The organism is Sporosarcina sp. SAFN-015 (assembly GCF_059415085.1).
This window is the reverse complement of sequence record NZ_JBPFDR010000004.1, coordinates 17550-42909: the sequence shown is the minus strand read 5'-3', so window position 1 is coordinate 42909 and position 25360 is coordinate 17550. Positions and strand designations below refer to the sequence as shown.

The 25360-nt window shown below is 40.8% G+C and carries 28 protein-coding genes and 1 riboswitch; of the genes, 21 read left to right on the top strand and 7 right to left on the bottom strand.

Features of this window, described 5'->3' with window-relative positions; genetic code table 11:
- Positions 1 to 94 precede the first annotated feature (94 nt).
- Positions 95 to 2140, top strand: coding sequence for a prolyl oligopeptidase family serine peptidase (locus tag ACR65H_RS08360; RefSeq protein ID WP_440499712.1), 2046 nt, complete (start codon positions 95 to 97; stop codon positions 2138 to 2140).
- A 31-nt stretch (positions 2141 to 2171) separates the two neighbouring features.
- On the opposite strand, the gene ACR65H_RS08355 is transcribed toward ACR65H_RS08360, so the two are convergent.
- Complete coding sequence (locus ACR65H_RS08355) at positions 2172 to 3101, bottom strand: M23 family metallopeptidase (protein ID WP_440500090.1); 930 nt, start codon at positions 3099 to 3101, stop codon at positions 2172 to 2174.
- Positions 3102 to 3297: 196 nt separating this feature from the next.
- On the opposite strand from ACR65H_RS08355, the gene ACR65H_RS08350 reads away from it, so the two are divergent.
- Complete coding sequence (locus ACR65H_RS08350; protein WP_440499711.1) at positions 3298 to 3615, top strand: thioredoxin family protein; 318 nt, start codon at positions 3298 to 3300, stop codon at positions 3613 to 3615.
- 106 nt (positions 3616 to 3721) lie between these two features.
- Here ACR65H_RS08350 and ACR65H_RS08345 read toward each other — a convergent pair whose 3' ends face one another.
- Positions 3722 to 4441 carry a glycerophosphodiester phosphodiesterase gene (locus ACR65H_RS08345; protein WP_440499710.1) on the bottom strand — a complete coding sequence of 240 codons (720 nt, stop codon included), beginning with the start codon at positions 4439 to 4441 and terminating at the stop codon, positions 3722 to 3724.
- Positions 4442 to 4530: 89 nt separating this feature from the next.
- Positions 4531 to 4809, bottom strand: a complete 279-nt coding sequence (locus ACR65H_RS08340) for an AbrB/MazE/SpoVT family DNA-binding domain-containing protein (protein ID WP_440499709.1) — start codon at positions 4807 to 4809, stop codon at positions 4531 to 4533.
- A 195-nt stretch (positions 4810 to 5004) separates the two neighbouring features.
- Between ACR65H_RS08340 and ACR65H_RS08335 the strand changes: the two genes are divergently transcribed.
- The 10 genes from ACR65H_RS08335 (at position 5005) to ACR65H_RS08290 (ending at position 11346) form a co-directional block, all read left to right on the top strand.
- Complete coding sequence (locus tag ACR65H_RS08335) at positions 5005 to 5862, top strand: YitT family protein (protein ID WP_440499708.1); 858 nt, start codon at positions 5005 to 5007, stop codon at positions 5860 to 5862.
- Between the two features lie 55 nt (positions 5863 to 5917).
- Positions 5918 to 6025: riboswitch (SAM riboswitch) on the top strand.
- Positions 6026 to 6129: 104 nt separating this feature from the next.
- The gene (gene metA, locus ACR65H_RS08330; protein ID WP_440499707.1) at positions 6130 to 7038 is read left to right on the top strand and encodes a homoserine O-acetyltransferase MetA; all 909 of its coding nucleotides are present in this window, start codon (positions 6130 to 6132) and stop codon (positions 7036 to 7038) included.
- A gap of 125 nt (positions 7039 to 7163) precedes the next feature.
- Positions 7164 to 7880 (top strand): YetF domain-containing protein, encoded by a 717-nt coding sequence (locus tag ACR65H_RS08325; protein WP_440499706.1) that lies wholly within the window; start codon positions 7164 to 7166, stop codon positions 7878 to 7880.
- A 132-nt stretch (positions 7881 to 8012) separates the two neighbouring features.
- Positions 8013 to 8585 carry a TetR/AcrR family transcriptional regulator gene (locus ACR65H_RS08320; protein ID WP_440499705.1) on the top strand — a complete coding sequence of 191 codons (573 nt, stop codon included), beginning with the start codon at positions 8013 to 8015 and terminating at the stop codon, positions 8583 to 8585.
- A 101-nt stretch (positions 8586 to 8686) separates the two neighbouring features.
- Positions 8687 to 9028 carry a DMT family transporter gene (locus tag ACR65H_RS08315; RefSeq protein ID WP_440499704.1) on the top strand — a complete coding sequence of 114 codons (342 nt, stop codon included), beginning with the start codon at positions 8687 to 8689 and terminating at the stop codon, positions 9026 to 9028.
- Positions 9028 to 9342, top strand: a complete 315-nt coding sequence (locus tag ACR65H_RS08310) for a DMT family transporter (protein WP_440499703.1) — start codon at positions 9028 to 9030, stop codon at positions 9340 to 9342. The genes ACR65H_RS08315 and ACR65H_RS08310 overlap by 1 nt, the downstream gene beginning before the upstream one ends.
- A gap of 167 nt (positions 9343 to 9509) precedes the next feature.
- Positions 9510 to 10040, top strand: coding sequence for a hypothetical protein (locus tag ACR65H_RS08305; protein WP_440499702.1), 531 nt, complete (start codon positions 9510 to 9512; stop codon positions 10038 to 10040).
- 30 nt (positions 10041 to 10070) lie between these two features.
- On the top strand, positions 10071 to 10448 hold the full coding sequence (locus ACR65H_RS08300; RefSeq protein ID WP_440499701.1) for a hypothetical protein: 378 nt from the start codon (positions 10071 to 10073) through the stop codon (positions 10446 to 10448).
- 100 nt (positions 10449 to 10548) lie between these two features.
- Positions 10549 to 11154 (top strand): hypothetical protein, encoded by a 606-nt coding sequence (locus ACR65H_RS08295; RefSeq protein ID WP_440499700.1) that lies wholly within the window; start codon positions 10549 to 10551, stop codon positions 11152 to 11154.
- A 42-nt stretch (positions 11155 to 11196) separates the two neighbouring features.
- The gene (locus ACR65H_RS08290) at positions 11197 to 11346 is read left to right on the top strand and encodes a DUF3977 family protein (RefSeq protein ID WP_440499699.1); all 150 of its coding nucleotides are present in this window, start codon (positions 11197 to 11199) and stop codon (positions 11344 to 11346) included.
- A gap of 390 nt (positions 11347 to 11736) precedes the next feature.
- Here the strand turns inward: ACR65H_RS08290 and ACR65H_RS08285 are convergent, their stop codons facing one another.
- A complete protein-coding gene (locus tag ACR65H_RS08285; RefSeq protein ID WP_440499698.1) occupies positions 11737 to 12399 on the bottom strand; it encodes an HAD family hydrolase in 663 nt (220 codons plus the stop codon).
- Between the two features lie 108 nt (positions 12400 to 12507).
- On the opposite strand from ACR65H_RS08285, the gene ACR65H_RS08280 reads away from it, so the two are divergent.
- Positions 12508 to 13407: an RluA family pseudouridine synthase gene (locus tag ACR65H_RS08280; protein WP_440499697.1), complete on the top strand. Its 900-nt coding sequence runs from the start codon at positions 12508 to 12510 to the stop codon at positions 13405 to 13407.
- Positions 13408 to 13446: 39 nt separating this feature from the next.
- On the opposite strand, the gene ACR65H_RS08275 is transcribed toward ACR65H_RS08280, so the two are convergent.
- A complete protein-coding gene (locus tag ACR65H_RS08275) occupies positions 13447 to 14088 on the bottom strand; it encodes a spore coat protein (RefSeq protein WP_440499696.1) in 642 nt (213 codons plus the stop codon).
- 159 nt (positions 14089 to 14247) lie between these two features.
- Between ACR65H_RS08275 and ACR65H_RS08270 the strand changes: the two genes are divergently transcribed.
- Positions 14248 to 15531, top strand: a complete 1284-nt coding sequence (locus tag ACR65H_RS08270) for a glycoside hydrolase family 18 protein (RefSeq protein ID WP_440500089.1) — start codon at positions 14248 to 14250, stop codon at positions 15529 to 15531.
- A 51-nt stretch (positions 15532 to 15582) separates the two neighbouring features.
- Here ACR65H_RS08270 and ACR65H_RS08265 read toward each other — a convergent pair whose 3' ends face one another.
- Positions 15583 to 15726: a hypothetical protein gene (locus tag ACR65H_RS08265; protein ID WP_440499695.1), complete on the bottom strand. Its 144-nt coding sequence runs from the start codon at positions 15724 to 15726 to the stop codon at positions 15583 to 15585.
- Between the two features lie 304 nt (positions 15727 to 16030).
- Here ACR65H_RS08265 and gdhA point away from each other — a divergent pair, with 304 nt between their 5' ends.
- The 7 genes from gdhA to ACR65H_RS08230 all read left to right on the top strand — a co-directional run bounded on the left by gdhA (position 16031) and on the right by ACR65H_RS08230 (position 24349).
- A complete protein-coding gene (gene gdhA, locus ACR65H_RS08260; protein WP_440499694.1) occupies positions 16031 to 17410 on the top strand; it encodes an NADP-specific glutamate dehydrogenase in 1380 nt (459 codons plus the stop codon).
- Between the two features lie 266 nt (positions 17411 to 17676).
- Positions 17677 to 18885 (top strand): argininosuccinate synthase, encoded by a 1209-nt coding sequence (locus ACR65H_RS08255; RefSeq protein WP_440499693.1) that lies wholly within the window; start codon positions 17677 to 17679, stop codon positions 18883 to 18885.
- Positions 18886 to 19078: 193 nt separating this feature from the next.
- Positions 19079 to 20668 (top strand): hypothetical protein, encoded by a 1590-nt coding sequence (locus ACR65H_RS08250; protein ID WP_440499692.1) that lies wholly within the window; start codon positions 19079 to 19081, stop codon positions 20666 to 20668.
- A gap of 18 nt (positions 20669 to 20686) precedes the next feature.
- Positions 20687 to 21910, top strand: coding sequence for an ABC transporter permease (locus tag ACR65H_RS08245; RefSeq protein WP_440499691.1), 1224 nt, complete (start codon positions 20687 to 20689; stop codon positions 21908 to 21910).
- Positions 21907 to 23037, top strand: coding sequence for an ABC transporter permease (locus ACR65H_RS08240; protein ID WP_440499690.1), 1131 nt, complete (start codon positions 21907 to 21909; stop codon positions 23035 to 23037). Before ACR65H_RS08245 ends, ACR65H_RS08240 begins: the two co-directional genes overlap by 4 nt.
- 1 nt (position 23038) lies before the next feature.
- Complete coding sequence (locus tag ACR65H_RS08235) at positions 23039 to 23704, top strand: ABC transporter ATP-binding protein (protein ID WP_440500088.1); 666 nt, start codon at positions 23039 to 23041, stop codon at positions 23702 to 23704.
- A gap of 63 nt (positions 23705 to 23767) precedes the next feature.
- Positions 23768 to 24349, top strand: coding sequence for a YdcF family protein (locus tag ACR65H_RS08230; protein ID WP_440499689.1), 582 nt, complete (start codon positions 23768 to 23770; stop codon positions 24347 to 24349).
- 119 nt (positions 24350 to 24468) lie between these two features.
- Here ACR65H_RS08230 and ACR65H_RS08225 read toward each other — a convergent pair whose 3' ends face one another.
- A complete protein-coding gene (locus ACR65H_RS08225; protein WP_440499688.1) occupies positions 24469 to 25263 on the bottom strand; it encodes a histidinol-phosphatase HisJ family protein in 795 nt (264 codons plus the stop codon).
- Between the last annotated feature and the right edge of the window lie 97 nt (positions 25264 to 25360).

Genomic DNA, 25360 nt, shown 5'->3' with positions numbered 1-25360 from the left:
TGGCAGCTGAGTTTATTCAGCTGCTTTTATTATGCTCACTTTTCTGAACTGTATGGTAAAATGTCAATTGTAAGTCATTAAAGGGGGATTTGAAATGGTATTATTTACTAGAAAAGAAGATGTAATTGAGAACTTTCATGGAACTGAAATACGAGATCCATACAGATGGTTGGAAAATCCGGAAGACCCGGAAGTACAGCAATGGGTCGACAACCAAAACAAACAGACACAAGACTTTATCTCAACCTTTCATAATCGCGAAAACGTGAAAAGCAAACTGACGGAAGCGTGGAATTTTCCGAAGTATACTGTTCCGACCAAAGAAGGGGACTATTTCTATTTCCACAAAAACGATGGACTCCAAAACCAGGCTGTATTTTACCGTACTAAAGATCTTCATTCCAAGGAACTGGAAGAAGTGTTAAATCCAAATACGATGAATGAAGAAGGTACAGCCGCCATTACCAATTTATCTTTCACAAGTGATGGAAAGAAGTTAGCATACGGCATTTCTCTTAACGGAAGCGACTGGCAGGAGATCAAAGTTCGAAACTTGGAGACAGGGAAGGATGAAGCTGATTTAATCCGTTTTTGCAAATTCTCGAGCATTGCTTGGAATGAAGAAGGGACAGGCTTTTACTATAACCGTTTCCCAGATCCAGCAACCGTATCTCCGGAAGAGCAAAGCTTCTACAATAAAGTATACTGGCATGAAGCAGGGACGTCCCAAGAGGATGATGTGCTCGTTTACGAAGATACGGACAATAAGGAGTACTCTTTCAATCCGATATTTTCGGATGACTACCGGTATTTGATCCTGAACGTATGGAAAGGTACTGAAAATAAAAGTCGGATTTATTATAAGGATCTTGAAAAAGAAGAGGAATTTGTTCGCCTGTTTGATAAAGGGGATGGAGAATATTCGTTTATCGGAAATGAAGGGAATACATTCTATTTCGTTACAAATGTCGACGCACCGCGTGAAAAAATCATAGCAGTCGATCTCGAAAATCCGTCTAAGGAAAATTGGATCGACATTATTGCAGAAAAAGAAGATGTATTGTCATTCGGTAAAATTGTAAACCGTCAACTAATTGTCTGCTATTTGCATAATGCTCATTACGAACTGAAGATTTTCGACTTGGATGGCAATCATGTAAAGGATGTGCAATTGCCGAATTATATTTCGTTGACAGGTTTAACAGGGAAGAAAGAGGAGGCGTGGATGTATATCGGATATACATCTTACTTGTCGCCGAACGAGATTGCTAGTTATGATTTCGCTCAAGAAGAATTGAATAGTGTTTTTCAAGGAGAGAATAAATTCAGCACGGAAGGATTCGAGACATCCCAAATTTTTTATGTCTCAAAAGACGGAACGAAAATTCCGATGTTTTTAACACATAAGAAAGGATTAGTCCAAAACGGAGAAAATCCTGTCCTATTATACGGGTATGGCGGATTTAATGTGAGTTTGACCCCATCTTTTTCGCCTGCGGTTCGTATGTGGATTGAACAAGGCGGCGTCTATGCTGTCGCAAACTTGAGAGGCGGCGGAGAATTCGGAGAAGAGTGGTACAAGGCAGGAACACTAGCGCAAAAACAAAATGTATTTGATGATTTCGCTGCGGCGGCTGAATGGCTTATTTCTGAAGGGTATACGAAGAAGGAAAAACTTGCAATCATGGGCGGCAGTAACGGTGGTTTGCTCGTCGGTGCAAGCATCACACAACGCCCAGATTTGTTCGGGGCGGCAATTTGCCAAGTGCCCGTCACTGATATGCTCCGCTATCACAAATTCACAGTAGGGCGCTACTGGGTGACGGATTACGGAAATGCCGAAAAAAATGCCGATGATTTTGCGTTCATGATCAAATATTCCCCGCTTCATAACGTCAAGGAAGGCGTTGACTATCCACCGACTTTAATAACTACTGCCGATACGGATGACCGTGTCGTTCCAGCGCATGCGATGAAATTTGCAGCGACTTTGCAGGCAACTTATGAAGGAAGTAATCCAATCTTACTCCGCGTCGAAAAAAATGCGGGACATGGACTTGGGAAGCCGACAGTTAAAATTATCGAGGAACAGACGGATGTCTACTCGTTCTTATTCAAGACGTTAAACGTAAAAATATAAGAAGAGAGGCTGTCTCAAAATCGAGACAGCCTCATTTTTTCTGTTCCCAATTTCGAAGTGCAGGAAACGGATCAAAGGCCCATTCAACCCGGCCGTTGTATTTGTATACTCCATAATGGAGATGGGGAGGAAATTTACCAGATGTACCTTCTTTTCCATATCCTGTGCTGCCTATGAATCCGAGAAGCGTTCCAGGTTCTACAATATCGCCTTCCTTAATGCCTTTATCAAAATACGCCAAATGGGCAAAGTAATGATATGTGTTATGGTTGTCACGAATGCCTACGCGCCATCCACCATATTCATTCCACCCTAATACTTCAATGACGCCATAGGAAGTTGCGACGACGGGAACACCATAGCCTGCAAAAATATCCGTTCCTTCATGAATACGACGTCCTCCCCATCCGCGGCTTGAGCCCCAAGTGCTGCGGTATGTGTAGTGGTGTCCTTTTGGAATCGGGAATACATGTTTATCCAGTTCGACAGTTTCAAAATGCTTATACAACTTGGCTATTGTCACAATCTGATTGACGGTCGCTTCCCGCTTATAATAGTGCCATAATGCCGCTTTGAATTCATTTTCATCTGGTCCGTACATGGCTAAATGTGAAGCCATTGTTTGCAGCACATCCATAGGGTCAGACAAGTCAGCCATCCCATCTCCGTTGCCATCCGTCCCTTTACCGCCAAAAAGCGTGATCGTCGTAGCAGAAGCGTCCGTATAGTCAGGATTCAATGCGCCAAACCAATGATCAACAGAGTACTGAATGGAAATCGGTCCCTCCACCTTCGTTAGATCGTTGCGAACTTGTTGGATGTTTCGTTCAAATTGATCGATCGCTGCAAGGTGGTACCACGGAACGAGTTCACTTGCGAATTGCAAATAAAATCCCATCCGTTCTTCCATAATCTCCTTATCGCTGCGTTCGTCGGAAGCAGAGGAAATGGTAGGCGTCATACAAAGACAGATCATTATAAATACAGATGCAATTATATAAATACGCAATGGGAAACCTCCTTTGTTGAATGATTAGAATTCCCCGATCGTTCGATTTCATGACTTTTTTGTTTCTGCTAAAAATCGTCATTATATGGCTGAATATACGTTGGATGATATACTTTAAGAGAGATGAAAATAGAAGGAGAGAGTATGAATGGAAAAACTTCAATCGGTTGAACAGTTTGAGCAATTGAAAAATGAGGAGCGGACGATGTTCATGTTTTCGGCGGATTGGTGCCCTGATTGTAGGGTGATCGAGCCGTTCTTGCCTAGTATTGAGGCGGATTATCCGGAATATACTTTCATTTATGTTGACCGTGATGATTTTATTGATGTTTGTCAGCAGTTGGATGTTTTTGGGATTCCGAGCTTTATCGCTTTCCATAATGGGGAAGAGGTTGGGCGTTTTGTAAGTAAGGATCGGAAGACGAAGGAAGAGATTGAGGAGTTCATTAACGGTTTGGATGCATGAAAAAAGAGATATCGCTAATCCTTAGATGGATGGCGATGTCTCTTTTTTATGATGTCTCTTTTTGCCCTTCGCCTTTTTCCATTTCAATCCTATCCCCAATTTACTTTTATTTAGAGAAAAAATTAGCCATTTTTTCTGGGTAGTCGGTGAAGATGGATTGGACTCCGGCTTGTTTTAGTATTGTTGCGTATGATTCGTCGTTCACTGTGAAAGTTCTGACGGGCATGCCGCTTTTTATAACTTCAGTGATGGAAGGGCGGATTGCGGCAGGGAATAGGATGTGAAGCGCATCCGCAGGTATTTTGTGTAAATAGTCCAACGGGTGGACGAGTACTTCCATGAATAATGCTGCTGTCTCGATTTGAGGATTGATTCGCTTGACGAGCTGGATGGCAGTGTGGTCAAAAGATGAAATGATAACGCGGGATTCCAGTTGCCTTTCCTCAATTAATTCAAGCACTTTTTGAACCATTCCTTCATAAGGAAAAATATCCGATTTCAACTCGATATTTAGTTTATGATCTGTCGAATCGAATATATCGAGAACTTCCTTCAATGTTGGGATTGTTTCACCGTGGAATTCGGGTGCAAACCAGCTGCCGAAGTCATATGATTTCAATTCTGCCAAGGACATATCTTTCACATAGCTTGTTCCATTTGAAGTACGGTCAATTGTTTCATCATGGATGACGACGAGTTCACCATCCGCTGCCATATGTACATCGAATTCAACGCCAAAAACAGGGAGACGTGCAGCTTCCTTGAATGCGGCAATCGTATTTTCCGGATAGTTTCCGGATGCGCCTCTATGTGCAATAATCTTCATTTAGCTTCCTCCGTTTTCATAGATCGGATCATTTTTCCCGCAGCAAAAGGGCCACGGTACTTTACCGTTGCCCTCTCATTTGGAACTAGTCAATCCCAAGTTTTATTTGCTTCGATTTCTTTTTTCAATATTTCCGCTCCTTTAGGACTTATATACATGCCATTTGAAAGTTTTGTATTTTCGGGGGTGATTTCTCCGGTTACGATGCATGCCGCATCCACCACATATTTTCGAAGAATGATCATATCATCGTCAACAAAGATTTCCATTGGTGCTCCTTTTTCGAGCTTCAATGTATTTCTTAATTCTTTTGGAATCACGATTCGGCCAAGATGGTCGACTTTCCTGACAATACCTAAACTTCGCATAGTATCCTCCCTGACTTATGTTTTTTTTTTACTATTGTCTACAATTATACCAGTTAATTAGAAAAATACAAAAAAATGAATATACTTTCATTTAGTCTCCTATTCTCTCTATTCCTTTTATCTATGCTTTAAAACGTTTCTGAACAACGTTTTTTCTGATAGAATAGTTAAGTCTTTTAAGAAAGGAGAACAATTATGTCATTATTTCATAGGAAGTCGGTAGTTTTCGACTATGTTCAAATCATTATCGGAGCGACATTGGTCGGTCTTTCATTCAATATATTTTTATTGCCATCGCGCATAGCGGCGGGCGGCATTTCTGGTGTCAGTACGATCCTCTATGAATTATTCGGCTATAATCCTGCGTACGTTCAATGGCTTATTAATATTCCACTTATCGTGTTGGGACTATTGCTTGCAGGGAAGGAATTCAGTACAAAGACAATCGTAGGTACTTTTTTTGTTCCATTCGTCATCTATTTGACGCATGGTCTCCATTTACACGTTGATAACCCGCTTCTTAGTTCCATCTATGGGGGCATAATGCTCGGGATTGGACTTGGGATTGTGTATAGAGGGAATGGTTCCACAGGCGGCACAGCTTTGATAGCCCAACTCCTAAAAAAGTATACCGGTATTTCAAGCGGCTTTTCCCAATTGATCGTGGATGGAATTGTCGTTGTCACTTCAGCTTTTGTTTTCAATTTTGAACTTGCTTTATACGCCCTTATGTCGATTTACGTAACGAGCAAGGTAATAGACTTCGTACAGTTGCAAACTTCACCGATAAAACTTGTTCTCATCATTACGGAAAATGAAGAGAAAATCCAGTCGGTCATTCAAAATGAAATTGACCGGGGGTTGACGAAAGTGAAATCGACGGGAGGATATTCGAATAACGAGAAGACAATGATCTTCTGCGTCGTGGAACAGTCAGAAGCTGTCTATTTAAAAAAATTGCTTCAAACCGCTGAACCGTCATCATTTGTCATTTTCCTTAACGCTTCAGAAATATTAGGACTTGGTTTTTCAAAAGCGAAAATTCATCGATGATAAAAAATCAGTATACAATTCAAATAATGATGATATAATAGTTTCAATTGAATATTTCTTATCAAGAGAAGCTGAGGGATTTGGCCCGATGAAGCTTCAGCAACCTCTGCGTCTGCAGGAAGGTGCTACCTCCAACAAGATGTTACATCTTGAGAGATAAGAACGGAGAAGTTTTAAACGAATCCTCGTTCCTATCTAATGGAACGGGGTTTTTTAACGTCTAGGCTTCGGGCGCAATGCGCTTTTGAATAATAAGGGGGAGACGAAATGCCAATCAATATACCTGAACAATTGCCGGCACGTGAGCTGTTGAAAGAAGAGAGGATCTTCGTAATGGATGAAGGGCGGGCGACGACACAGGATATCCGTCCGTTAAATATTCTTATCTTGAACTTAATGCCGGAAAAAGAAAAAACAGAGCTTCAGTTGCTTCGACTGCTAGGCAATACGCCGCTGCAAGTGAATGTTACGTTTTTGAATACCGCTACGTATGAATCAAAAAATGTGAGCAAAAATCATTTGGATTCTTTTTATACGACATTCGAGCACGTCAAAAACAGACGTTATGACGGGCTAATTATTACAGGCGCGCCGATTGAGCATTTACCGTTCGAGGATGTCGTCTACTGGGATGAATTGAAACAGATTATGGATTGGTCCAAAACCAATGTCACTTCGACACTACATATTTGCTGGGGCGCTCAAGCTGCCCTTTATCACCATTATGGCATCAATAAATTTGAACTGCCGAAAAAACTATCGGGCATATATAGTCATCAACTGACCGATCCGACTGTTGAATTGACACGTGGCTTCAACGATGTTTTCACTGCTCCACATTCGCGGTATACGTCAGTGTCAATCGAGGAGATCGAGCAAGAGCAGGATCTTCAACTATTGGCGGTTTCAGAAGAAGCTGGCGCATTCATCATCCTATCAAAGGATTCCAGACAGATTATGATTACGGGTCATTTAGAATATGATGCATGCACACTTGGCGAAGAGTATGCGCGAGATTTGAAAAAAGGGATCGATATTGAAATCCCTGAAAACTATTTCCCGAATGACGACCCCAAAAAACAACCGTTAAATACATGGCGTTCCCATACACATCTTCTTTTCTCGAACTGGTTGAATTATTATGTGTACCAAGCGACACCGTTCGAATGGGAATAAAAATAAAATAGACTAACGCGAAGCACGAGTTTTGAATTTCGTGCTTCGTTTTTGTGTTTTATACATTTTTCGTCCGTATATTGTCCAAGTACTTTCACACACTAATTGTAGTGGAGGTGTGTACGATGATTTCGGAAGCTCTTGAAAGCATGCATTTTTGGGAAATGGTATCTCGAACTACATTTGCTTTTATAACACTTATGATTCTTGCCAGATTGATGGGGAAAAAACAGATTTCACAGCTTACATTTTTTCATTACGTCACTGGAATTACAATCGGCTCAATTGCGGCTGATATAGCTGCGCAATCGGAAACCCCTTTTCTGAATGGTGCGGTTGGTTTGATTTGGTGGGCATTGTTGACTGTTTTCGTGAACTATTTAACAATGAAATCGAAAAAAGCAAGGAAGCTTTTCGATGATTCACCAACTATCGTAATACACAGAGGAAAAATAAGTGAACAGGGGATGAAGAAAGCTCGCCTCACATTGAATGATCTTAATATGATGCTCCGCGAGCAAAGTATATTTACGGTCACGGACGTGAACTATGCTATTCTCGAAACGAATGGGCAATTAAGTGTCATGAAAAAAGCAAGCCAGGAAGCAGCTACCCGCAAAGATGTAAAAGCACCTGGCCAAGAGCCAAAGTATATACCAACAGAAATCATTTCAGACGGGAATTTGATCAAAGAAAATTTGACCGAGCTGAACTTAACAGAAGAATGGGTATATGAGCAACTAAAGAAAAATGGGATTGGTAAAGTGGAACAAGTATATTACGCTGAAATCACTGGCGACGGAAGCCTCCATATCGACATGCGTACAGAAGATAAAAAGTAAGTTACGATGCTAAAAAGGGGGCCGAATTTTACCGCCCCCAAATATTTAAGTAGACATTACGACAACTAATGCTACTTTTATGTTATAATGACTGACAGTCATTCATTCATTTAGTGGAGAGGTGGACGGCAATTGGATAAAAAAGAAAGAATTATAAAAGCGGCTATAGAAGTCTTTCGTAAGCAAGGCATCGAGAAGACAAAGATATCCGATATTGTGAAAGTGGCAGGAATTGCGCAAGGAACATTCTATTTATATTTTCCTTCAAAACTGTCGCTCATGCCAGCAATCGCTGAAGTCATGGTCGCAAAAACATTGGAGATTGTAATCGACAGAGTGTCGGATGATGCGCCATTTCCAAAACGGATGGAGCAGCTCGTCGATGCGATTTTTGAAGTCAATGAAGAATACCATGAAATACAAGCACTCATTTACTCAGGATTGGCATCAACAGAACATCTGAAAAATTGGGAGACGGTATACGCCCCATTTTATCAATGGGTGAGTGATGGACTCCAGCAAGCGATTGACGACGGTATAATACGTAATTCAGTTAATCCAGACAGGACGGCTAGACTTGTCATCGGCCTCGTCGAATCAGCTGCTGAACAAATTTATCTATACGATACAGACAAAGAACACGAAGCGATTATCCAAAAGAATGAAGTGAAAAACTTTTTGAAGCATGCCCTTGCCATCGACTAAATGGTTATCGGATAGTTTAGTTCAAAAAAATCATTATTATTAGGCAACTCGTCATCACGTAAAATGAATGACAGTCAGTCATTAAATAGGGAGTTATTAATATGAACAAATCATGGATTTATGTAGCACTAACAAGTTTTTTCGAATTGGTTTGGATATTTGGTTTTAACATTGCCACTGAATGGTGGCATTGGGTTCCGATCATTGTTTTCATTGTTTTCGATTTTCATTTCTTGGCGAAAGCTTGTGAAAACCTTCCAACAGGTACCGTCTATGCAATATTTGCTGCAATCGGTACAGTCGGGACTGCTTTGATGGATGTTTTCCTATTCGGCGAAACGCTTGGTGTAGGCAAACTATTTTTCATTGCCATTTTAGTTATAGGGGTTATTGGGTTAAAGCTTGCTGATGATGCGGAAGAGAAGAAAGGAATTGTGAAGTGATGGGTTGGTTATTTGTAAGTATTGCAGCGATAAGCGAGTTTGTAGGCGTTGTCGGGTTGAATAAATATAGTGAACAGAAGTCATTTGCAAATGCGCTGCTTTTCGGCGGTGGATTCGGAGCGGCGTTCGCGTTTCTTTATATGTCCTTCAATTATTTGCAAGTAAGCACTGCGTACGCAGTGTGGATTGGTATAGGAACGGCTGGTGCCGTACTCATCAATATGCTGTTTTTCGGTGAATCGAAAAGCAAGGGGCGCATCGCCAGTCTGCTTCTCATAATTATCGGTGTTATTGGATTGAAAGCTTTATCGTGAAGCTATGAATACATGAATGGGGAAGCAACTTGAAATAATAGTTGCTTCCTTTTTTAATATGCCAAATAAACTAGTAAGTTATATGGCAATATAATACAATAAGTTAAAGTAGATAGTATTTTTTATTTTCAAAAAAGTTACGGTGGTCAGTACAAAGGGGAGTGCTAATGAATAGATCAATAGGAAACCGATATTTATGTTTGATGTTATTTTTACTATTTGCACTATCTGCATGTGCTTCAAGTCCGGATTTCGAGTTATATCAAGGGCGATCACTGAAAATCGCGGTAGTTGGAGAAGTACCTAAAGTGAAAGAGGAGCATGTGGAATTTGTAGAGATACCAATTAATGAAATGAATAGTGAAGAACTAAATGCTTATGATGCAGTTTTTATTAGGGAAAACAATCTTTTAGAGGCTTCTGAGAGTCAATATACAGATATTTACTTACAATCATCAATTCCATTTTTCTTTATCGGAGCGTCTAATCCAATACCTTTTACTGTAAAGGACGTGGAGTACGACGAGACATGGGAGTGGACTGCCGGTACTGGATATGCTGTTGGTGTACTTGTATCGCAAGAAGAGGATACAGAAAGGCATTGGCGTTATGGTTTGTACAATGATGAAAAGACTGAAGAACATCTTAAGCAAATGTATTCACTAATTTTCAATACAATTAGTGAACTAAATCCTTAATAAGAAGGAGTATTCGGAGGGGAAGGGGCTATGTTCAGTAGGAAAAAGAAAGTAAAAGATATTATTATATCCTTAGTTGTGGTTTTACTAATCAACGTTGGGATTTTGTATTATGTACATTTCTACACACCTAAGAATTCACTTGAATTATATCAAGATATTACATTCGCGGACAGTATGGAAGAGGTGCAGAAATTATTCTTAGACGGTTATGAACCAAATATTTCAGAAGATGACTTAACGTATATCCAAGATCATACGGCTAATAGAGTAGGGCAGTTTACACTTTTCGAGTACAATGCAAAGTCATATGTAATTATGACTTCTCCCAGAACTAAAAAGTTAAAGGTTCTCGCTGTGGAAGAATTGCCTGAAGATATTAGAGTATTCTTTTCGGAACTTAAATGAGAAATTGCTTGACTTAAGGATAATGATAATTGATTAAAGTTGTGCTGGAAGCTTGTATCGAAGATTCCAAATGAAAAATTAGTATTTAGATGGAGGAGTCATGTTAACTTCTACAATGATCCTGGGTTGGATAGGAGTATTATTATTTTTGATCATTATCTCCACATATAAGAAGATGGCAAAACGTAATGAATATGCTATCTTGCACCTTTTGATGGCACTTATGTACGCGATGTGGCTACCTTTACCACTTTCGTTGTATCTTTTATTAGGTTCAGACACTTTGTTAGTGGGTACGATCTTTGGCTTAGCCTATTTATTCATGTTGGTTATATCAATGGCACTTCAAACGGGACATATTGCATTTATAAATAAGCACAACGAGGATCATTTGATACCAGAAAAACATGCAGAATATATGATGGCAACATTGACTAACCCATTTGAAAGTTTACTAGGCGTTTTTAAATGTTTGTGGGCCATATTTTTAGCAATCTCCTTCTGGGAAAATGGCGAGATATTGATGGCGAGTATCATGCTCCTATTCGGTTTGTTCATTTTTTATTATTTGTTTATCACGATTGACACCAGTTTAATGAAACGGGTGAAACTGTTTTCCAAAGTTAAGCCTAATATAGTTTTAGTCAACCTTGAAACTTTAATCTTTTTTATTATTTTGATGTGCTACGCCACTATTCGTATTTGAATAATCGTCCATGGTTTAGAAGAAATGAAGTGAATTGATTGTTTGAAATTTATTGAGTTTGGGATAGGGAATACTTGGCTTGTCAGGACGGAGATAGAGTTATCAGATGGGACTGAATGTGAGGAAATAGGAATAGTTGGACCCATCCAATGTCACCATTGGGAAATCTGTTTTGAAAGGGAAGTGAAATAGATAATGTGGATATTCCTAATGCCTATTTTAGCGCTTATAACTTTTGGTATGCTGGTTGATTGGAGAAACAAAAGAAATAGGAACATTCACCACGAATCCATTAATCCGAATGCAGAATCAGAAGAAAGATTGAATTACACAATGGAAGGTGACCGAAATTCACCGCAGAGCTATTTGTAAACGTTTAATAAAAAGGGCGGCATTGGCTGCTTTTTTATTTTTGAATATCAATATTTGGCACGTACCAAAGATGATGTTATCCAGGCAGGCTATTCAGTTAAAACGTCTTTGCAAAATGACCCACGACATTTTGAGAAAGTCCCTGAATTAAATATGAAATAAAAGAACAAAAAGGATTTCAAAAAAATTGAAGTCCTTTTTGTTTATTGTTTATATAATCTTCCAATTTCGATCTTCCGCAATCCGCTGCAACCGCGCCTCAGGTCTGACAGCAACTGGATTTCCGACTAGCTCAAGCACAGGAAGATCTGAATAGCTGTCTCCGTATGCAAAGCTATTTTCCCAGTCAACTTGCTTTCCTTCAAATGTCTTCATAATCATTTCGGTTTTTCGTTTGCCTTGGATATGATAAATTTCCGTTTCGCTGTCAAACGCGCCAACTGCTGTAAAAGGTATGTCAGTTCCGATGATTGTATCGAATTCAATGCCATCCGTCACGGCATCCAATAATTGTGTATACGCACCGGATACAAGCATGACATGCATACCTTCTTCTTGGTGCTGTCTTACCTTTTCTACGACTTCTTCATTGAAAGCTTGTCGCATGACTTCCTTCATTTCATCGAAATATTGCTCATACTCAGCTTTTGATAAGGTTTGTAAGGAGTTCGCGTAAATTTGCATCGATCCTTCCCTCATTTTCGCTTCCGGAACGATTTTTATTTTGTATCCTATGTAGAGTGGAAGAATCCTTCGAAAGAAAGCTTTATATTTTGAGCTGTGTGTCGGATGGCGCTTCAAATGATCCATTAATAATTGAAAAGTCTCTTTTGAATAAAGAGTACCGTCAAAATCGAATATCGCAACTTTCATTGAATAAATCCCCCTATTTATACAAACAACATTTAGTAATGATGATACAGCGTTTGAAATGAAAGGGCAATTTGTGGATAATTGATGGAGAGAGTGAGGAGACAGGACATGCATAAGAATCAAAAGAAGAAAAGGGAAGATTCTTTCCTTTTCACAGTGAATGAAGAGGCGGAGTTATTACCGTTTTTATTAGAAAACATGAATAAGAACAGCCGGAATTCCATCAAGTCGATGTTAACGAGAGGACAAGTCTCCGTAAACGGCAGGGCAGTAACAAAGCATAATCATCAACTGTTGCCAGGACATAAGGTGGAGATTGTCACGAATAAAGCTGCTTTGAACGAGAGCAAAATTACTGGTTTGACAATTATCTATGAGGATGACGCAATTATTGTCATTGATAAGGAAGCAAGCCTCTTATCAATGGCAGCAAAAGATAAAAACGAAAGAACGGCGTTCAGTGAAGTATCCGCTTATGTTAAACGTCAAGATCCACGGCAAAGAATATTCATCGTCCATCGATTGGACAGGGATACTTCAGGTGTCCTTCTGTTCGCGAAAAGCGAGCAAGTGAAAATGGCATTGCAAGATCATTGGGATGAGGTCGTGAAAGAAAGGATCTATACGGCGTTAGTGGAAGGGAATGTGCGCAAGGAATCAGGCACAATCAAATCGTGGCTGAAGGAAACACGTACCTACAAAGTCTATTCGAACCCGACAGACAATGGCGGACAACTTGCCATCACTCACTTCCGAAAATTAAAATCGAACCGCCAATATTCATTGCTTGAGGTCAAATTGGAAACGGGACGAAAAAACCAAATCCGCGTCCATATGGAAGAAATCGGACATCCTGTCGTCGGAGACAAAAAATACGGCTCGACCGTAAATCCCATTAAAAGACTCGGTCTGCATGCAACAGCAGTAACGATCATCCACCCGGTTACAAAAGAATTAATGAAATTTGAATCCCCGATTCCATCATCCTTTATCAATAAATCGGTATGAAAAAAGCTGCCCTGACAAATAAGTCAAGGCAGTTTTTTCTTATTGCACCGTATGATTTGGCATGCCCGGCTGACCTACAGATGAGGCGTATGCATTCAAAATCGCCTGCATATCTTGTTGGGCAAGCTGCGGAACTTGATAATAATGATGCTTGTTCTGATAAATTGACAACTCATAAGCCATCTCAATGCAGTTCGGAATTGAATCCTGCAACACACGTCTTACGACTGGATTCGTTGTTTCAAGAGCTGCCATCGTTTTCCCTGACGCATTCGCTTTCGCAGATCCGAGTAGGAAGCCCGAAATTACTTCATCCGAAATTTCGCTCGCATTTTGCATCGGCTTCTTCGGTTGCGATTGCTTCATACCATAAACGAAATCATTGCCTTGCTTCATTTTGTAGCTGCCTGTCGGATGCGATGGGTCCTTGCCCGTTTTGAAAGCTTCCACCGTAATATTATATTCATCCAACGTAAAGCGGTACTGCCTGTCCAAAATGTCGAGCAACTCTGGATCCTTGACATGCGGCCGTAAAATCATTGCCTGATTCATTGCTGCAATAGCATTTGATAGTACCTCATGGACATCGAATAGCTCATGGCCACCATGATTCATCTGTGGCGGGACTGTGCCTGTATGCATGTTTTGATGCGTTTCTCCACCGAAATGATTTTGTGTCAATATATACATCCTCCTTTGTCAATGTATTTTCAATCGGAAATAGTATGGCTTCAAAGACACGGCGTATGCGCGTAAAAAATTCTAAATACGCATAATCCCCGACTATGAAAAATAGCATATGATAAAGGACATTTTGTCAATGAAAGGCAGTGGATGAATATGCTAATACATGTCGTGCAACAAGGGCAGAGTTTATATGGAATCGGTCAAACATATGGAATTCCATATGAGGAAATCGCGACAGCGAATGAGTTAATCGATCCTTCTCGTATCGTTGTTGGGCAAGCGCTCGTCATCCCGGTTACAGGCAGTTATCATTGGGTGTTGCCTGGACAATCGCTTTATATCATTTCTCGACTTTACGGCATAACAGTGGAGGAACTTGCCAAAGTCAATGGAATTTCACCAAACAGCATTTTGCAAATAGGGCAACGATTGTACATCCCTCAAAGACCAAAGCCGGTAAAAGAGGTTTTCCTTTATGTAGAGCCGAGAGAGGCGATAATGCAATCAACCGTCCAAGAAGTACGTAACCGGGCACAAGATTTGACTTACTTGGGAATGTTCAGTTATGAGGCACAACGGGACGGATCGCTGAAGGCACCGCCGATTGATGATATTCCTGAAATTGCTGCAAGAGCAGGTGTTTTAAATGCAATGGTTGTCAGTAATTTAGAAAACTTCGCGTTTAGTGCAGATTTGGCACATATCCTATTTACCGATCAGACAGTGCAAAACCGTTTATTTGAAAATATACTCCAAACTGCAAAAAGATTTGGCTTCAGTGACATCCATTTTGATTTTGAATTTATTAGACCGGCGGACAGGGAATTGTATAATACGTTTCTCCGGAATGCACGTGCCCGATTTCACCCGGCCGGCTTGACGCTATCCACTGCATTGGCTCCGAAAACTGCAGACGATCCGACTGGATTGTATGGTGGGATTGATTACAAAGCGCATGGGGAAATATGTGATTTCGTCACATTGATGACATATGAATGGGGTTATTCATATAGCGACCCTCAAGCTGTCAGTCCAATCAATCAAGTGCGCAGAGTTGTAGAATATGCAGTGAGCCGGATACCGCGAGATAAGATCTTTCTAGGGCAAAACTTATATGGATATGACTGGAAGTATCCATATCCACCAGAGACGGGAGTTGCTGCAAGGGCGCTCAGCCCACAGCAAGCAATTAATTTGGCGATTAGCCGGAATGCGAATATCCAATATGATGCTGTTGCGCAGGCGCCATTTTTTCTCTATTGGGATGATAATGGCGTGCGGCATGACGTCTGGTTCGAAGATGCACGCAGTATACAGGCGAAATTCAATTTGCTTAAAGAATTCAATTTACGGGGAATAATGTATTGGAAGCTAGGTTTAGCTTTCCCTCAAAACTGGCTGCTACTCACAGAAAACTTCACAGTCCGAAAGCGATAATTAAAACGAACCATATGTGCTGTGGCACATATGGTTCATTTGATGAGGCAACTATTTTTCTTTTGAAATGTAATTTATTGCGTTTTGGAAAAAGTCCATATCCGGATTGATCAACAGAGCAGGTAGGAATGCAAAAGCCATTAAGATTACTAAATTGGCTCCTAGTACGGCACGTAGCAATTTGCTGAATTTCATAAAGCATCTCCTCTTTCTCTTTTAGTTGTTTTCCAAATCGCAATGTCTTTGGATATCCCTAATAATAATCTATGTTCAGAAATATGAAAATGATTTTATTTTCGTTTTACTAATTTCGACAGGATTAGTGAAACCGACTTATTATAGTTATCGTAAATACGGGCAAAATGAAAAAGTTGTTGTATATATTCATATTTTCAGTAATACTTAATAAAACGAATAATGATTTTGAAATATTAATTTCCGTTGAAATATTTGACACTAGTCTTTTTTTCTTCGGTATTTTCAAGAAAGGATGAGGCATATGACAAATATGGATAACAACCGGGAATTCCGGAATCGGGCGAATGATTACGTTCATGAAGTTTATGAACTGGTAAAGAAGAGAAATCCGGATGAAAAGGAATTTTTGCAAGCTACGAGAGAAATATTCGATTCGCTTCGCCCGGTCTTTGCCAAGCATCCAGAATATATTCGAAACGGCATCCTAGAGCGTATAACGGAACCGGAACGAATTATTTCATTCCGTGTCGCTTGGGAAGATGACAAAGGAAAAGTACATGTCAATCGTGGATTCCGCGTACAATTCAATAGTGATCTTGGTCCTTACAAAGGCGGCCTCCGATTCCATCCTTCCGTAAACAATAGCATCATGAAATTCCTAGCATTTGAACAGATATTCAAAAATGCTTTGACAGGACAGCCGATCGGGGCGGGGAAAGGCGGCTCCGATTTTGATCCGAAAGGCAAATCCGAACGTGAAATTATGCGCTTTACTCAGAGCTTCATGACCGAATTAAGCAAGCATATCGGACCTGATATAGATGTGCCTGCTGGTGATATCGGTGTCGGTAAACGAGAAATCGGTTATATGTTTGGCCAATACAACCGCTTGAAGGGCGGCTATGAGGCTGGCGTTCTAACCGGAAAAGATCCGAATCATGGAGGATCATTAGGACGGAAAGAAGCGACTGGATATGGGACTGTCTATTTCGTCGAAGAAATGTTGAATGAAAACGGACTTTCCTTCAAAGATAGTACGGTCGTAGTATCAGGATCTGGAAACGTATCGACATATGCTATTGAAAAAGCCCAGCAGCTTGGAGCAAAAGTCGTTGCATGCAGCGATTCGGGCGGCTATATTTTTGATAAAAATGGCATTAACCTCGATACAGTAAAGAGGTTGAAAGAAGTCGAAAATAAAAGGATTTGGGAATATACGAAAGAACATCCGGAAGCCGAATATCATGACGATTGCTCGGCGATCTGGTCCATTCCTTGCGACATTGCTCTTCCATGCGCAACACAAAATGAAATCGATGAAATTGCAGCCCATATGCTAATCGCTAACGGCTTAAAAGCACTTGGAGAAGGTGCGAATATGCCTTGCAATATTGAAGCGATCAATATTTTCCTTGAGAATAAAATCCTTTTCGCTCCAGCAAAAGCGGCAAACGCAGGCGGAGTGGCAGTATCTGCAATGGAAATGTCACAAAATAGTATGAGGCTCGCATGGACAGAAGAAGAAGTGGACATGCGCCTAAAAACAGTAATGGAAAACATTTATGCAAGCTGTAAAGACGCGGCCGAACGGTTCGGCAAACCAGGGAATCTCGTCATGGGCGCCAACATCGCAGGATTCTTGAAAGTCGCCGACGCAATGGTCGCTCATGGTATAAGATGAATAACCGAAACTACCTTGCAATTAATAGTAAGGTAGTTTTTTATTTATTTTAAAAACAATTCCAGCTCTAAGTTCTCACAGCCGCGCATAAACCACATCAACCACTCTTAAATGTCAATACCCGCTCATAACGCTAATTATCCAATTCATCAATAATTTTTCACTTTCCTTATACAAATCTATTGCTATTCAAAAAATGTATGTTATTATAAAAATACATAAAGATGAATAAAGATACATTTGGTTGAATAAAGGAGGACGTAAAAATGGGAAATAAAAAGGTTGTATTAGCATATTCTGGTGGTCTTGACACTTCAGTGGCAGTTCAATGGTTGACGGATAAAGGGTATGACGTAGTCGCATGTTGCTTAGATGTCGGTGAAGGAAAAGATTTGCACTTCATTCAACAAAAAGCGTTGCAAGTCGGTGCGGTGAATAGCTACGTCATCGATGCGAAAGAAGAGTTTGCTCAGGATTATGCATTGCTCGCATTGCAGGCGCGCACATATTATGAAGATAAATATCCTCTCGTTTCAGCGTTATCGCGTCCTTTAATTTCCAAGAAACTTGTCGAAGTCGCGAATAAGGAAAATGCGACGGCCGTAGCGCATGGCTGTACTGGAAAAGGAAATGACCAAGTTCGTTTTGAGGTTGCAATCAAAGCCCTTGACCCTTCACTTGAAGTCATTGCACCGGTACGTGAATGGAGCTGGTCGCGTGAAGAGGAAATCGCGTATGCGAAGGAGAAGAATATTCCGATTCCAATCAATCTAGACAGTCCGTATTCGATCGACCAAAACTTATGGGGGCGCAGCAATGAATGCGGGATTCTAGAAGATCCGTGGGCAGCACCGCCCGAAGAGGCATTTGGTTTAACAGTATCGATCGAAGAGGCTCCGGATACGCCGGATGTAATTGAAATCGAATTTGTAAAAGGTGTGCCTGTCAGCATTGACGGAAAGAAATATCCATTAAGCGAACTGATTTTGAAATTGAATGAAGTTGCTGGAAAACACGGGGTAGGAAGAATTGACCACGTCGAAAATAGACTAGTCGGCATTAAATCGCGTGAAGTATACGAATGTCCAGGTGCCGTTACTTTGCTGAAGGCTCATAAGGAATTGGAGGACATCACGCTAGTAAAAGATGTCGCACACTTTAAGCCGCTCGTATCCCAAAAGCTAAGCGAACTGATCTATAACGGATTATGGTACTCGCCGTTGCGAAATGCATTGGAAGCGTTCGTGAAAGAGACGCAGCAGTATGTCAACGGTGTCGTGCGTGTGAAGTTGTTCAAAGGGCATGCGATCGTAGAAGGAAGAAAATCATCCAATTCACTTTACGATGAGAAATTGGCGACATACACATCCGAGGATGAATTCGATCAGTCAGCTGCTGTCGGCTTCATTCAATTATGGGGTCTGCCGACAGAAGTGCATAGCACGGTGAATAAAAAACAAAAAGTGAAAAACTAACTAAGTTGTAGCCTCCTGCAGAAAAGTGCAGGAGGTTATTTTGTGTATAGGAAATATTTACTAAACTTGTTGACTAGCTAATAATAATCAATTTACGAATTAAGGAACATTTATCCTTTTTTTGTAGTAGAATTTCTATGATGCATGAGATTACCAATCTTTGAAAGTTATTTACGACAGGGAGGAAGTTTGGGTGGAGAATGTACAAGAAACGAAAGTGAAAAGGAAGTCGCCCGCACTATTGATTGCCGTGCTGACAGCCGTGCTTGTAATAGGTGTCGGATCGGTTTCCGCATTCTTTCTTTTAAACAAGTCACCAAAAGTGAAATACTTGCTAGCTGAAACGAAAACGTTTACGCAAATGGGAGACCTTTTCCAAGAACGCTATCAAAATGAGTTTGACTGGATGGATGTTCAGAAGAAAAAGCCAGTAGAAACGACCCAAGATCTTACCTTTGAATGGAATGATCCAAACGCAGACTATGATATGGTCGAAATGCAAAGAATTCTTAACAACACGACGTTTACAATGAAACAAACAAAGGATCCTGTGAAGAAAGAATGGGAAATGGATTTCAGCGGGAAATTCGGCTCCGTTTCTTCAGAAATTGTGACATTTTATTTTACACCTGAAAAGTTGATGGCAGCAATGCCATTCACTGATAAAGTTCTATTTTTCATGGATGAAGACTTCGGTAAAATGATGAAGGAAGCGGACGCTTTTTATGAAGGTCCGGAAAAGCTTGGTTTATCCCGTATATTCGAAGAACAATTTTCTATGGATGGAGAATTCCAAAAGTACGTGAATGAGGAATATATGGAATACCTTTACCACGAGTTGCCTGAAGAGGCATTTACAAGTGAAAAAGAAAAAATTGAAGTGTTCGGCGAGAAGATAAAAACAGAAAAAGTGGCAATGAAACTTTCAGAAGAGCAAGTTAAAACTTTGCTTATAGATCTATTTAAGAAAGCGCGCGATGATGAGAAGCTGAAGGCGCTTTTGAAGGAGCAGATCGCATTTTCAACGATGACTGACGATGTATCTGATCAGCAACTTACCGATATGATTACTGATTTTGAGGATTCATTAGATGAAGCTGTCAATGAAGTGAATGGGTGGCATATTCCAAATGGTCTTGAATCGACCATCTGGCATAAATCGAACAGCATTGTAAAGCGGGAATTTGCTATGTCGTTAGGAGTTAATGAGGATGAAATATCCTCATTAAAAATTGCAGGTGTCCAATCCTTAGAGAAATCCGGTCAAAAATGGGATTATTCATTCACAGGAAAAGACTCTTATACGCAAGAAGACGAGACCGTCAAATTCACAGGCAACTTAACATGGAAAGACGGAAAATCGGACGATACATTGACATTGACTTTGCCAGATGCCGATGCCACGTATAAAGGTAAAGAAGAATTGGATGGAAAAAAACGTACATTCAATCGCGAGTTCTCTATTTCGGACGGAAGCTTTTCTCCTAGACTCGTTTGGAGCGGTACAGCAGAACATGAAAAAGATTCAATGAAGGCGGATCATGAATTCACAATTATCGACCCGTCTGGAGCTATTTCCACATCAGACATTTACCTTCGGCTAAAACAAGAAGCGAAAATTGCGAAGAAAGTGGATATGCCCGATGACTCTGACAACCTCGTTGATGTTGGTAATATGAGTAGTGACGAGTTGGATGAACTTGGAAATGATTTGTCTGCAGAATTCGAGAAATGGGTAATGGATCTGATGGGCGACCTCCAAAGTGAGCTTGAAAACTTCTGATGATTGGAAGTGAGCTGTTTGCAATCGATACGAAGGATATTATTTTTTACGAATGAAAACCTGAAACAGTTGAAGAAGAAGCGGGCAACCCTTCTTCTTCTTTTTCTATTTCCAATAGTGTTAATTGGAATGTTGGTCGGCCTTGCGGCGGGTCTTATCATACCGGCTGAGAACTCTCCGATCCGTGTTGCGTTAATTGACGAAGATCAGACGAAGGAATCGAAGCTGATCAGCACATTGTTGACGGAAACGGCTAACGAACAGGCGTACATTGAAGTCTTTCAGGCATCGGAAGAAGAAGCCGAGCTGATGATTGAAAAAAATGAGATTAGCACTGCTTTTTCATTGCCGAAAAATTTCACTGACGACCTTTATGACGGGGAATCTGTAACAATCCCGATGGTCGGAAATCCGTCAAGACCGATTGACAGTTTCATTGCAAAGCAGCTTGTCGATAGTTTGGCACGCTACATTGCTGCCGCCCAGGCGAATATTTTAGTTATCAACGACTATGCAAAAGAAACTTCGATGCCCCGTGATGAGCGGATGGAAATGATGTTTGATCAATTCGTTGATTTTACGCTTTTTACATTAGGCAAAGATAAGATTTTAGATGAAGAAGTATTGAAGAATTCGGCAACAATGTCGCCGATGCATTACTTTGTGCTGTCAGGCTGGTTCATTGTCTTCTCAGTATGGCTATTGTCCTTTTACACTGTACTTGAAAAGGAAGAGTCGAAAGCGATGGCAACGAGGCTGAAATTATTCGGCGTTAGCGTTGGCCAGCGGGTTGCAGGAAGGCTGATCATTTCGCTAGTTACAAGTTCATTGCTCGCAGGATTTGCTTTTTACATTATGATTAAAACTATTCAAGTTGAGTTTTATGCTGTCGATATGATGCGTTTTAGTTTATTTTCATTGTTGTATGCTTTTATCCTTCTTTGCGGCATTGCAATGATCGATGTTTTGCTGCCATTACAGAAGATAGTTCTTTTTGTTCAATGCGCATTTGTTTTCGGCGTTGTCATAGTGAGTGGTGCATTAATTCCTACTTTGTATTTTCCGCAAGTTTTTCAAGAGTGGCTTCCTTATTTGTTCTCGCCGAGTGCACTTGGATGGATGATAGATCTTGTACTGGAAGGGCGTAATTATGCGGATTTCACTTCATTAGCAATTTATGCGCTCATTGCATGCATCACCTTATGGCTGTCACTCAGCTGGAAAGAAAGGTGGAGCAGATGAATCGACTACCCGCTCAATTTTTCAGATTGAAAAAGGAATGGAAAAATGTAATCTGTTGGCTGTTTGCCCCACTTTTACTGACCGTGTTCGTTATGAAGACATTTGGCATATTGCAAGACGAATCGAAAGTTCCGGTTGCGCTCATCGTTGAAGATTCTTCTTCGTTGGCAAAGCAGTTGGCTGAAGAAATAGAGAAAAACGAAATGTTGTCCGTTCAATATATAGAGCTTGACAATGCCCTTCATAAGTTGGCGCAACATGAGCTTGACAGTGTTTTCGTCATCCGGGAAGGGTACGGCGAATCTGTATTGGCGAATCGGCGGAACGGTTTGATTGAAGCTTATTCTTCCAATCGATCCTTTGCTTATCCAGCGATTTCAGAAACGATTATGTCTCTTGCCCAACAAGATATATCGAGGTCAAAAGCAGCAGGGGTCATTCAACAACTGTTCAAAGATTATGGAATGGAAGATCAATGGGATTATGAAGAGATCATTCAAAAGAGCATAGAGAAACAGCAGAATGAAAGTCTCCTCCACACAAGTTTTTCATATGGCAAACAAACGGGACAACTGAATGAAAAGCCGATGGAGCTCTTGAACAGCAAAGCAGTTTGGGCGTTTTTCACAATTATCTCTGCCTTTTTCCTTTTCGATTGGATGATTAAGGAAAGCAGGCCTTCAATGCGAATGAGATGGTTATACACGTCTACTTCGTTTAAAAGCCATGCAGTACGTATGTTGGGTTTGTATTCATTAATGACGATTTTATCTGACGTGCTTGCTATGTTTGTTTTCCACTTTGTATTGCAGGAGACGGTCACTTTATCTTTTATCCTCCCGATGCTCGCATTTAGGGTGACGTTAAATCTGTTCGCCTTTTTGCTTGCGGTCGTCTACCGTCAGTTGTTTATGTACTACCTAACGGGAATTGCCGCAGCACTTTTATTGACCGTAACGGGAGGGGCTATCGTACCACTCGACGCTCTATCGAGAAGATGGGAATGGATCGAGATTCTCAGTCCAGTACGCTCATTAATGACTACGACGATACCCATTGGCTGGCTTGTGTTGTTGATGTTGCTATTGGCTGCATGGATGGTGAAAGGGGGAAAACGAATTGCTTGAAGTGAAAGGTGTCCAAAAACGATACAAAAGGAAAACTGTGCTGAAAGATGTTTCTTTTCAAATGAATGAAGGCGAAATAGTCGGACTGGTTGGCGAGAATGGAGCCGGAAAATCGACATTATTGCAAATTTTAGCGACGGCAATGGAACCTTCCGCTGGCGAATTGCGTTTAGATGGTAAGCGATATGAGGACGATTTCAAGAAATTGCGGCAAATCATCGGCTATGTGCCCCAAGATATTTCGGTTTGGGAAGAGTACACAGTCGAAGAGAATATGCGTTTTTTTGAGAAGCTTTCATGGAAAAGGAGAACGCTTGAAGAATGCAGGAAGCTCTGTCTTGACATGCAGCTGACACAATGGAAGGAACCGGTCCATTCACTGTCTGGAGGAATGAAGCGCAAGCTCAACTTGGCTATTAGCCTACTGCATGACCCGATTCTTCTTTTGTTGGACGAACCGACAGTCGGGATTGATTTAAAGTCAAAAACGGAGATTGGGAATTATTTGTTGAACTTAGCCAGGGACGAAAGAAAAATGATTCTTTACACGTCCCACGACATGGATGAAATTACGAATGTATGCGACCGTGTCTATTCAATCGGAGATGATCCCTTTTATCCATCCTTGCTTACGGAACGCGGCATTGGCGTCGAAAGGTTATCCTGAAGGAACTTGCCATTTTTTCAGCGGCCCCCTCATATACTAAAATTGACTTGAATAGGTGATCAAGTGAAGAAAAAAAAGAAATTGGGGATGACGATAGGAATTGCAGCGATTTTACTCGGGTTAGGAACTTGGTTCTGGTTAGGTAAATGGATGACAGATGGACAGAAACCAATGGCGAATGGATCAAATGAATATGCTATCATTCTTGGTGCTAAAGTGAACGGAGAGGCACCTTCGCTTACTTTGCGCTTTCGGTTGGAAGAAGCGTTAGCCTATGCAGAATCATATCCTGATGTGAAGTTCATTTTATCGGGAGGGCAAGGGCCGGACGAGGACATTGCCGAAGGGGAAGCGATGCGGCGGTATTTGACAGAGAATGGTGTGAAGGAAGATCGGTTGCTCCTCGAAACCGAGTCGACATCGACGTATGAAAATATCCTTTTTTCTAAGAAGCTGCTGCCAGAAGAAGTGAATGAAATAACGATTATCACAAGCGACTTCCATCTTGCGAGAGCAAGGATGATTGCAGAAAGTTTCAATCTTAAAACAGATGCTTTGCCAGCCAAAACACCGAAATCCGTAGAAGCGCGACATCACGTTAGGGAAAGACTCGCACTTATTAAGACGGTTGTTGTAGGAAAATAAAAAAAAGCAAACAGCCCGCGTCTCATGCGGGCTGTTTTGCGTTCAAAGCGTGGCTCGCGCTCAAGACTCAGCTTTGCGCTCAAGAAAAGGAATCCGCGCTCAAGACTTCTACCTCTCGCTCAAAGTTTTTCAATCGAATGGAAACTCGGCTTTAATCCATCAAACGTTGAAATATATCGGAAACCGATCGACCGCAACAGCTCGAGTGACTCCTTGAAGTCGAAAGCGATATCTTCCGGCTTATGTGCATCCGATCCAATTGTGATGATCTCTCCGCCACATTCCTTATAAAGCCTCAAAACATCATCACTCGGCAATCCGTTCGGCAATCCATATCGCACTCCGGATGTATTCAACTCAATCCCTTTACCTGCAGGAATAATTACGTTAAAGATTTCACGCAACACATCATGGAAGTCATTTTCGACTACCTTAGGGGCATACCGTTTAATCAAATCAACATGTCCTAAAATGGAATAGTTCGTATAGTTTTTCACGCAATGCAACAATTCAGTGTAATACTTCAAAGACGCTTCCTCTACCGTAATCCCCTTAAAGAGATCTCCATAATGCAACCCTTTTCGCGCAACCGTATGCATCGAGCAAATAATGAAATCAAATGATTCCTCATTCAGCATTTCGTCATAACGTCCCAATAAATGCGGCTGCACACCAATTTCGACACCTTTCTTAATGCGAATATGCCCGTCATACAGCCCCCGCAATTCATCGATCCGCTTACTGTATTTCTTTTTGTCGAAATCAAATTCAATTGAATCATCGGGATAATCATAATCAATATGTTCCGTGAAGCAAATTTCTACAAGGCCTTTTGAAATTGCTCCCTTCACCATTTCTTCCATGTCTACATTACAATCTCCTGAAAATGAACTATGCATATGGTAATCAAACATTTAAAAAATTCCCCCTATCTGTTGACAAATAAGAAATATAGTTTTATAGTACGTTATAACTTTAACGAGGTAAAGTGATAAAGTGAATGTAAAAAGG

Excerpts from the sequence above, each read along its gene's own strand:
- ACR65H_RS08360 (WP_440499712.1), top strand. The coding sequence starts at position 95 with ATGGTATTATTTACTAGAAAAGAAGATGTAATTGAGAACTTTCATGGA.
- ACR65H_RS08355 (WP_440500090.1), bottom strand. The coding sequence starts at position 3,101 with ATGACGCCTACCATTTCCTCTGCTTCCGACGAACGCAGCGATAAGGAG.
- ACR65H_RS08350 (WP_440499711.1), top strand. The coding sequence starts at position 3,298 with ATGGAAAAACTTCAATCGGTTGAACAGTTTGAGCAATTGAAAAATGAG.
- ACR65H_RS08345 (WP_440499710.1), bottom strand. The coding sequence starts at position 4,441 with ATGAAGATTATTGCACATAGAGGCGCATCCGGAAACTATCCGGAAAAT.
- ACR65H_RS08340 (WP_440499709.1), bottom strand. The coding sequence starts at position 4,809 with ATGCGAAGTTTAGGTATTGTCAGGAAAGTCGACCATCTTGGCCGAATC.
- ACR65H_RS08335 (WP_440499708.1), top strand. The coding sequence starts at position 5,005 with ATGTCATTATTTCATAGGAAGTCGGTAGTTTTCGACTATGTTCAAATC.
- metA (WP_440499707.1), top strand. The coding sequence starts at position 6,130 with ATGCCAATCAATATACCTGAACAATTGCCGGCACGTGAGCTGTTGAAA.
- ACR65H_RS08325 (WP_440499706.1), top strand. The coding sequence starts at position 7,164 with ATGATTTCGGAAGCTCTTGAAAGCATGCATTTTTGGGAAATGGTATCT.
- ACR65H_RS08315 (WP_440499704.1), top strand. The coding sequence starts at position 8,687 with ATGAACAAATCATGGATTTATGTAGCACTAACAAGTTTTTTCGAATTG.
- ACR65H_RS08310 (WP_440499703.1), top strand. The coding sequence starts at position 9,028 with ATGGGTTGGTTATTTGTAAGTATTGCAGCGATAAGCGAGTTTGTAGGC.
- ACR65H_RS08305 (WP_440499702.1), top strand. The coding sequence starts at position 9,510 with ATGAATAGATCAATAGGAAACCGATATTTATGTTTGATGTTATTTTTA.
- ACR65H_RS08300 (WP_440499701.1), top strand. The coding sequence starts at position 10,071 with ATGTTCAGTAGGAAAAAGAAAGTAAAAGATATTATTATATCCTTAGTT.
- ACR65H_RS08295 (WP_440499700.1), top strand. The coding sequence starts at position 10,549 with ATGTTAACTTCTACAATGATCCTGGGTTGGATAGGAGTATTATTATTT.
- ACR65H_RS08285 (WP_440499698.1), bottom strand. The coding sequence starts at position 12,399 with ATGAAAGTTGCGATATTCGATTTTGACGGTACTCTTTATTCAAAAGAG.
- ACR65H_RS08280 (WP_440499697.1), top strand. The coding sequence starts at position 12,508 with ATGCATAAGAATCAAAAGAAGAAAAGGGAAGATTCTTTCCTTTTCACA.
- ACR65H_RS08270 (WP_440500089.1), top strand. The coding sequence starts at position 14,248 with ATGCTAATACATGTCGTGCAACAAGGGCAGAGTTTATATGGAATCGGT.
- ACR65H_RS08265 (WP_440499695.1), bottom strand. The coding sequence starts at position 15,726 with ATGAAATTCAGCAAATTGCTACGTGCCGTACTAGGAGCCAATTTAGTA.
- gdhA (WP_440499694.1), top strand. The coding sequence starts at position 16,031 with ATGACAAATATGGATAACAACCGGGAATTCCGGAATCGGGCGAATGAT.
- ACR65H_RS08255 (WP_440499693.1), top strand. The coding sequence starts at position 17,677 with ATGGGAAATAAAAAGGTTGTATTAGCATATTCTGGTGGTCTTGACACT.
- ACR65H_RS08240 (WP_440499690.1), top strand. The coding sequence starts at position 21,907 with ATGAATCGACTACCCGCTCAATTTTTCAGATTGAAAAAGGAATGGAAA.
- ACR65H_RS08225 (WP_440499688.1), bottom strand. The coding sequence starts at position 25,263 with ATGTTTGATTACCATATGCATAGTTCATTTTCAGGAGATTGTAATGTA.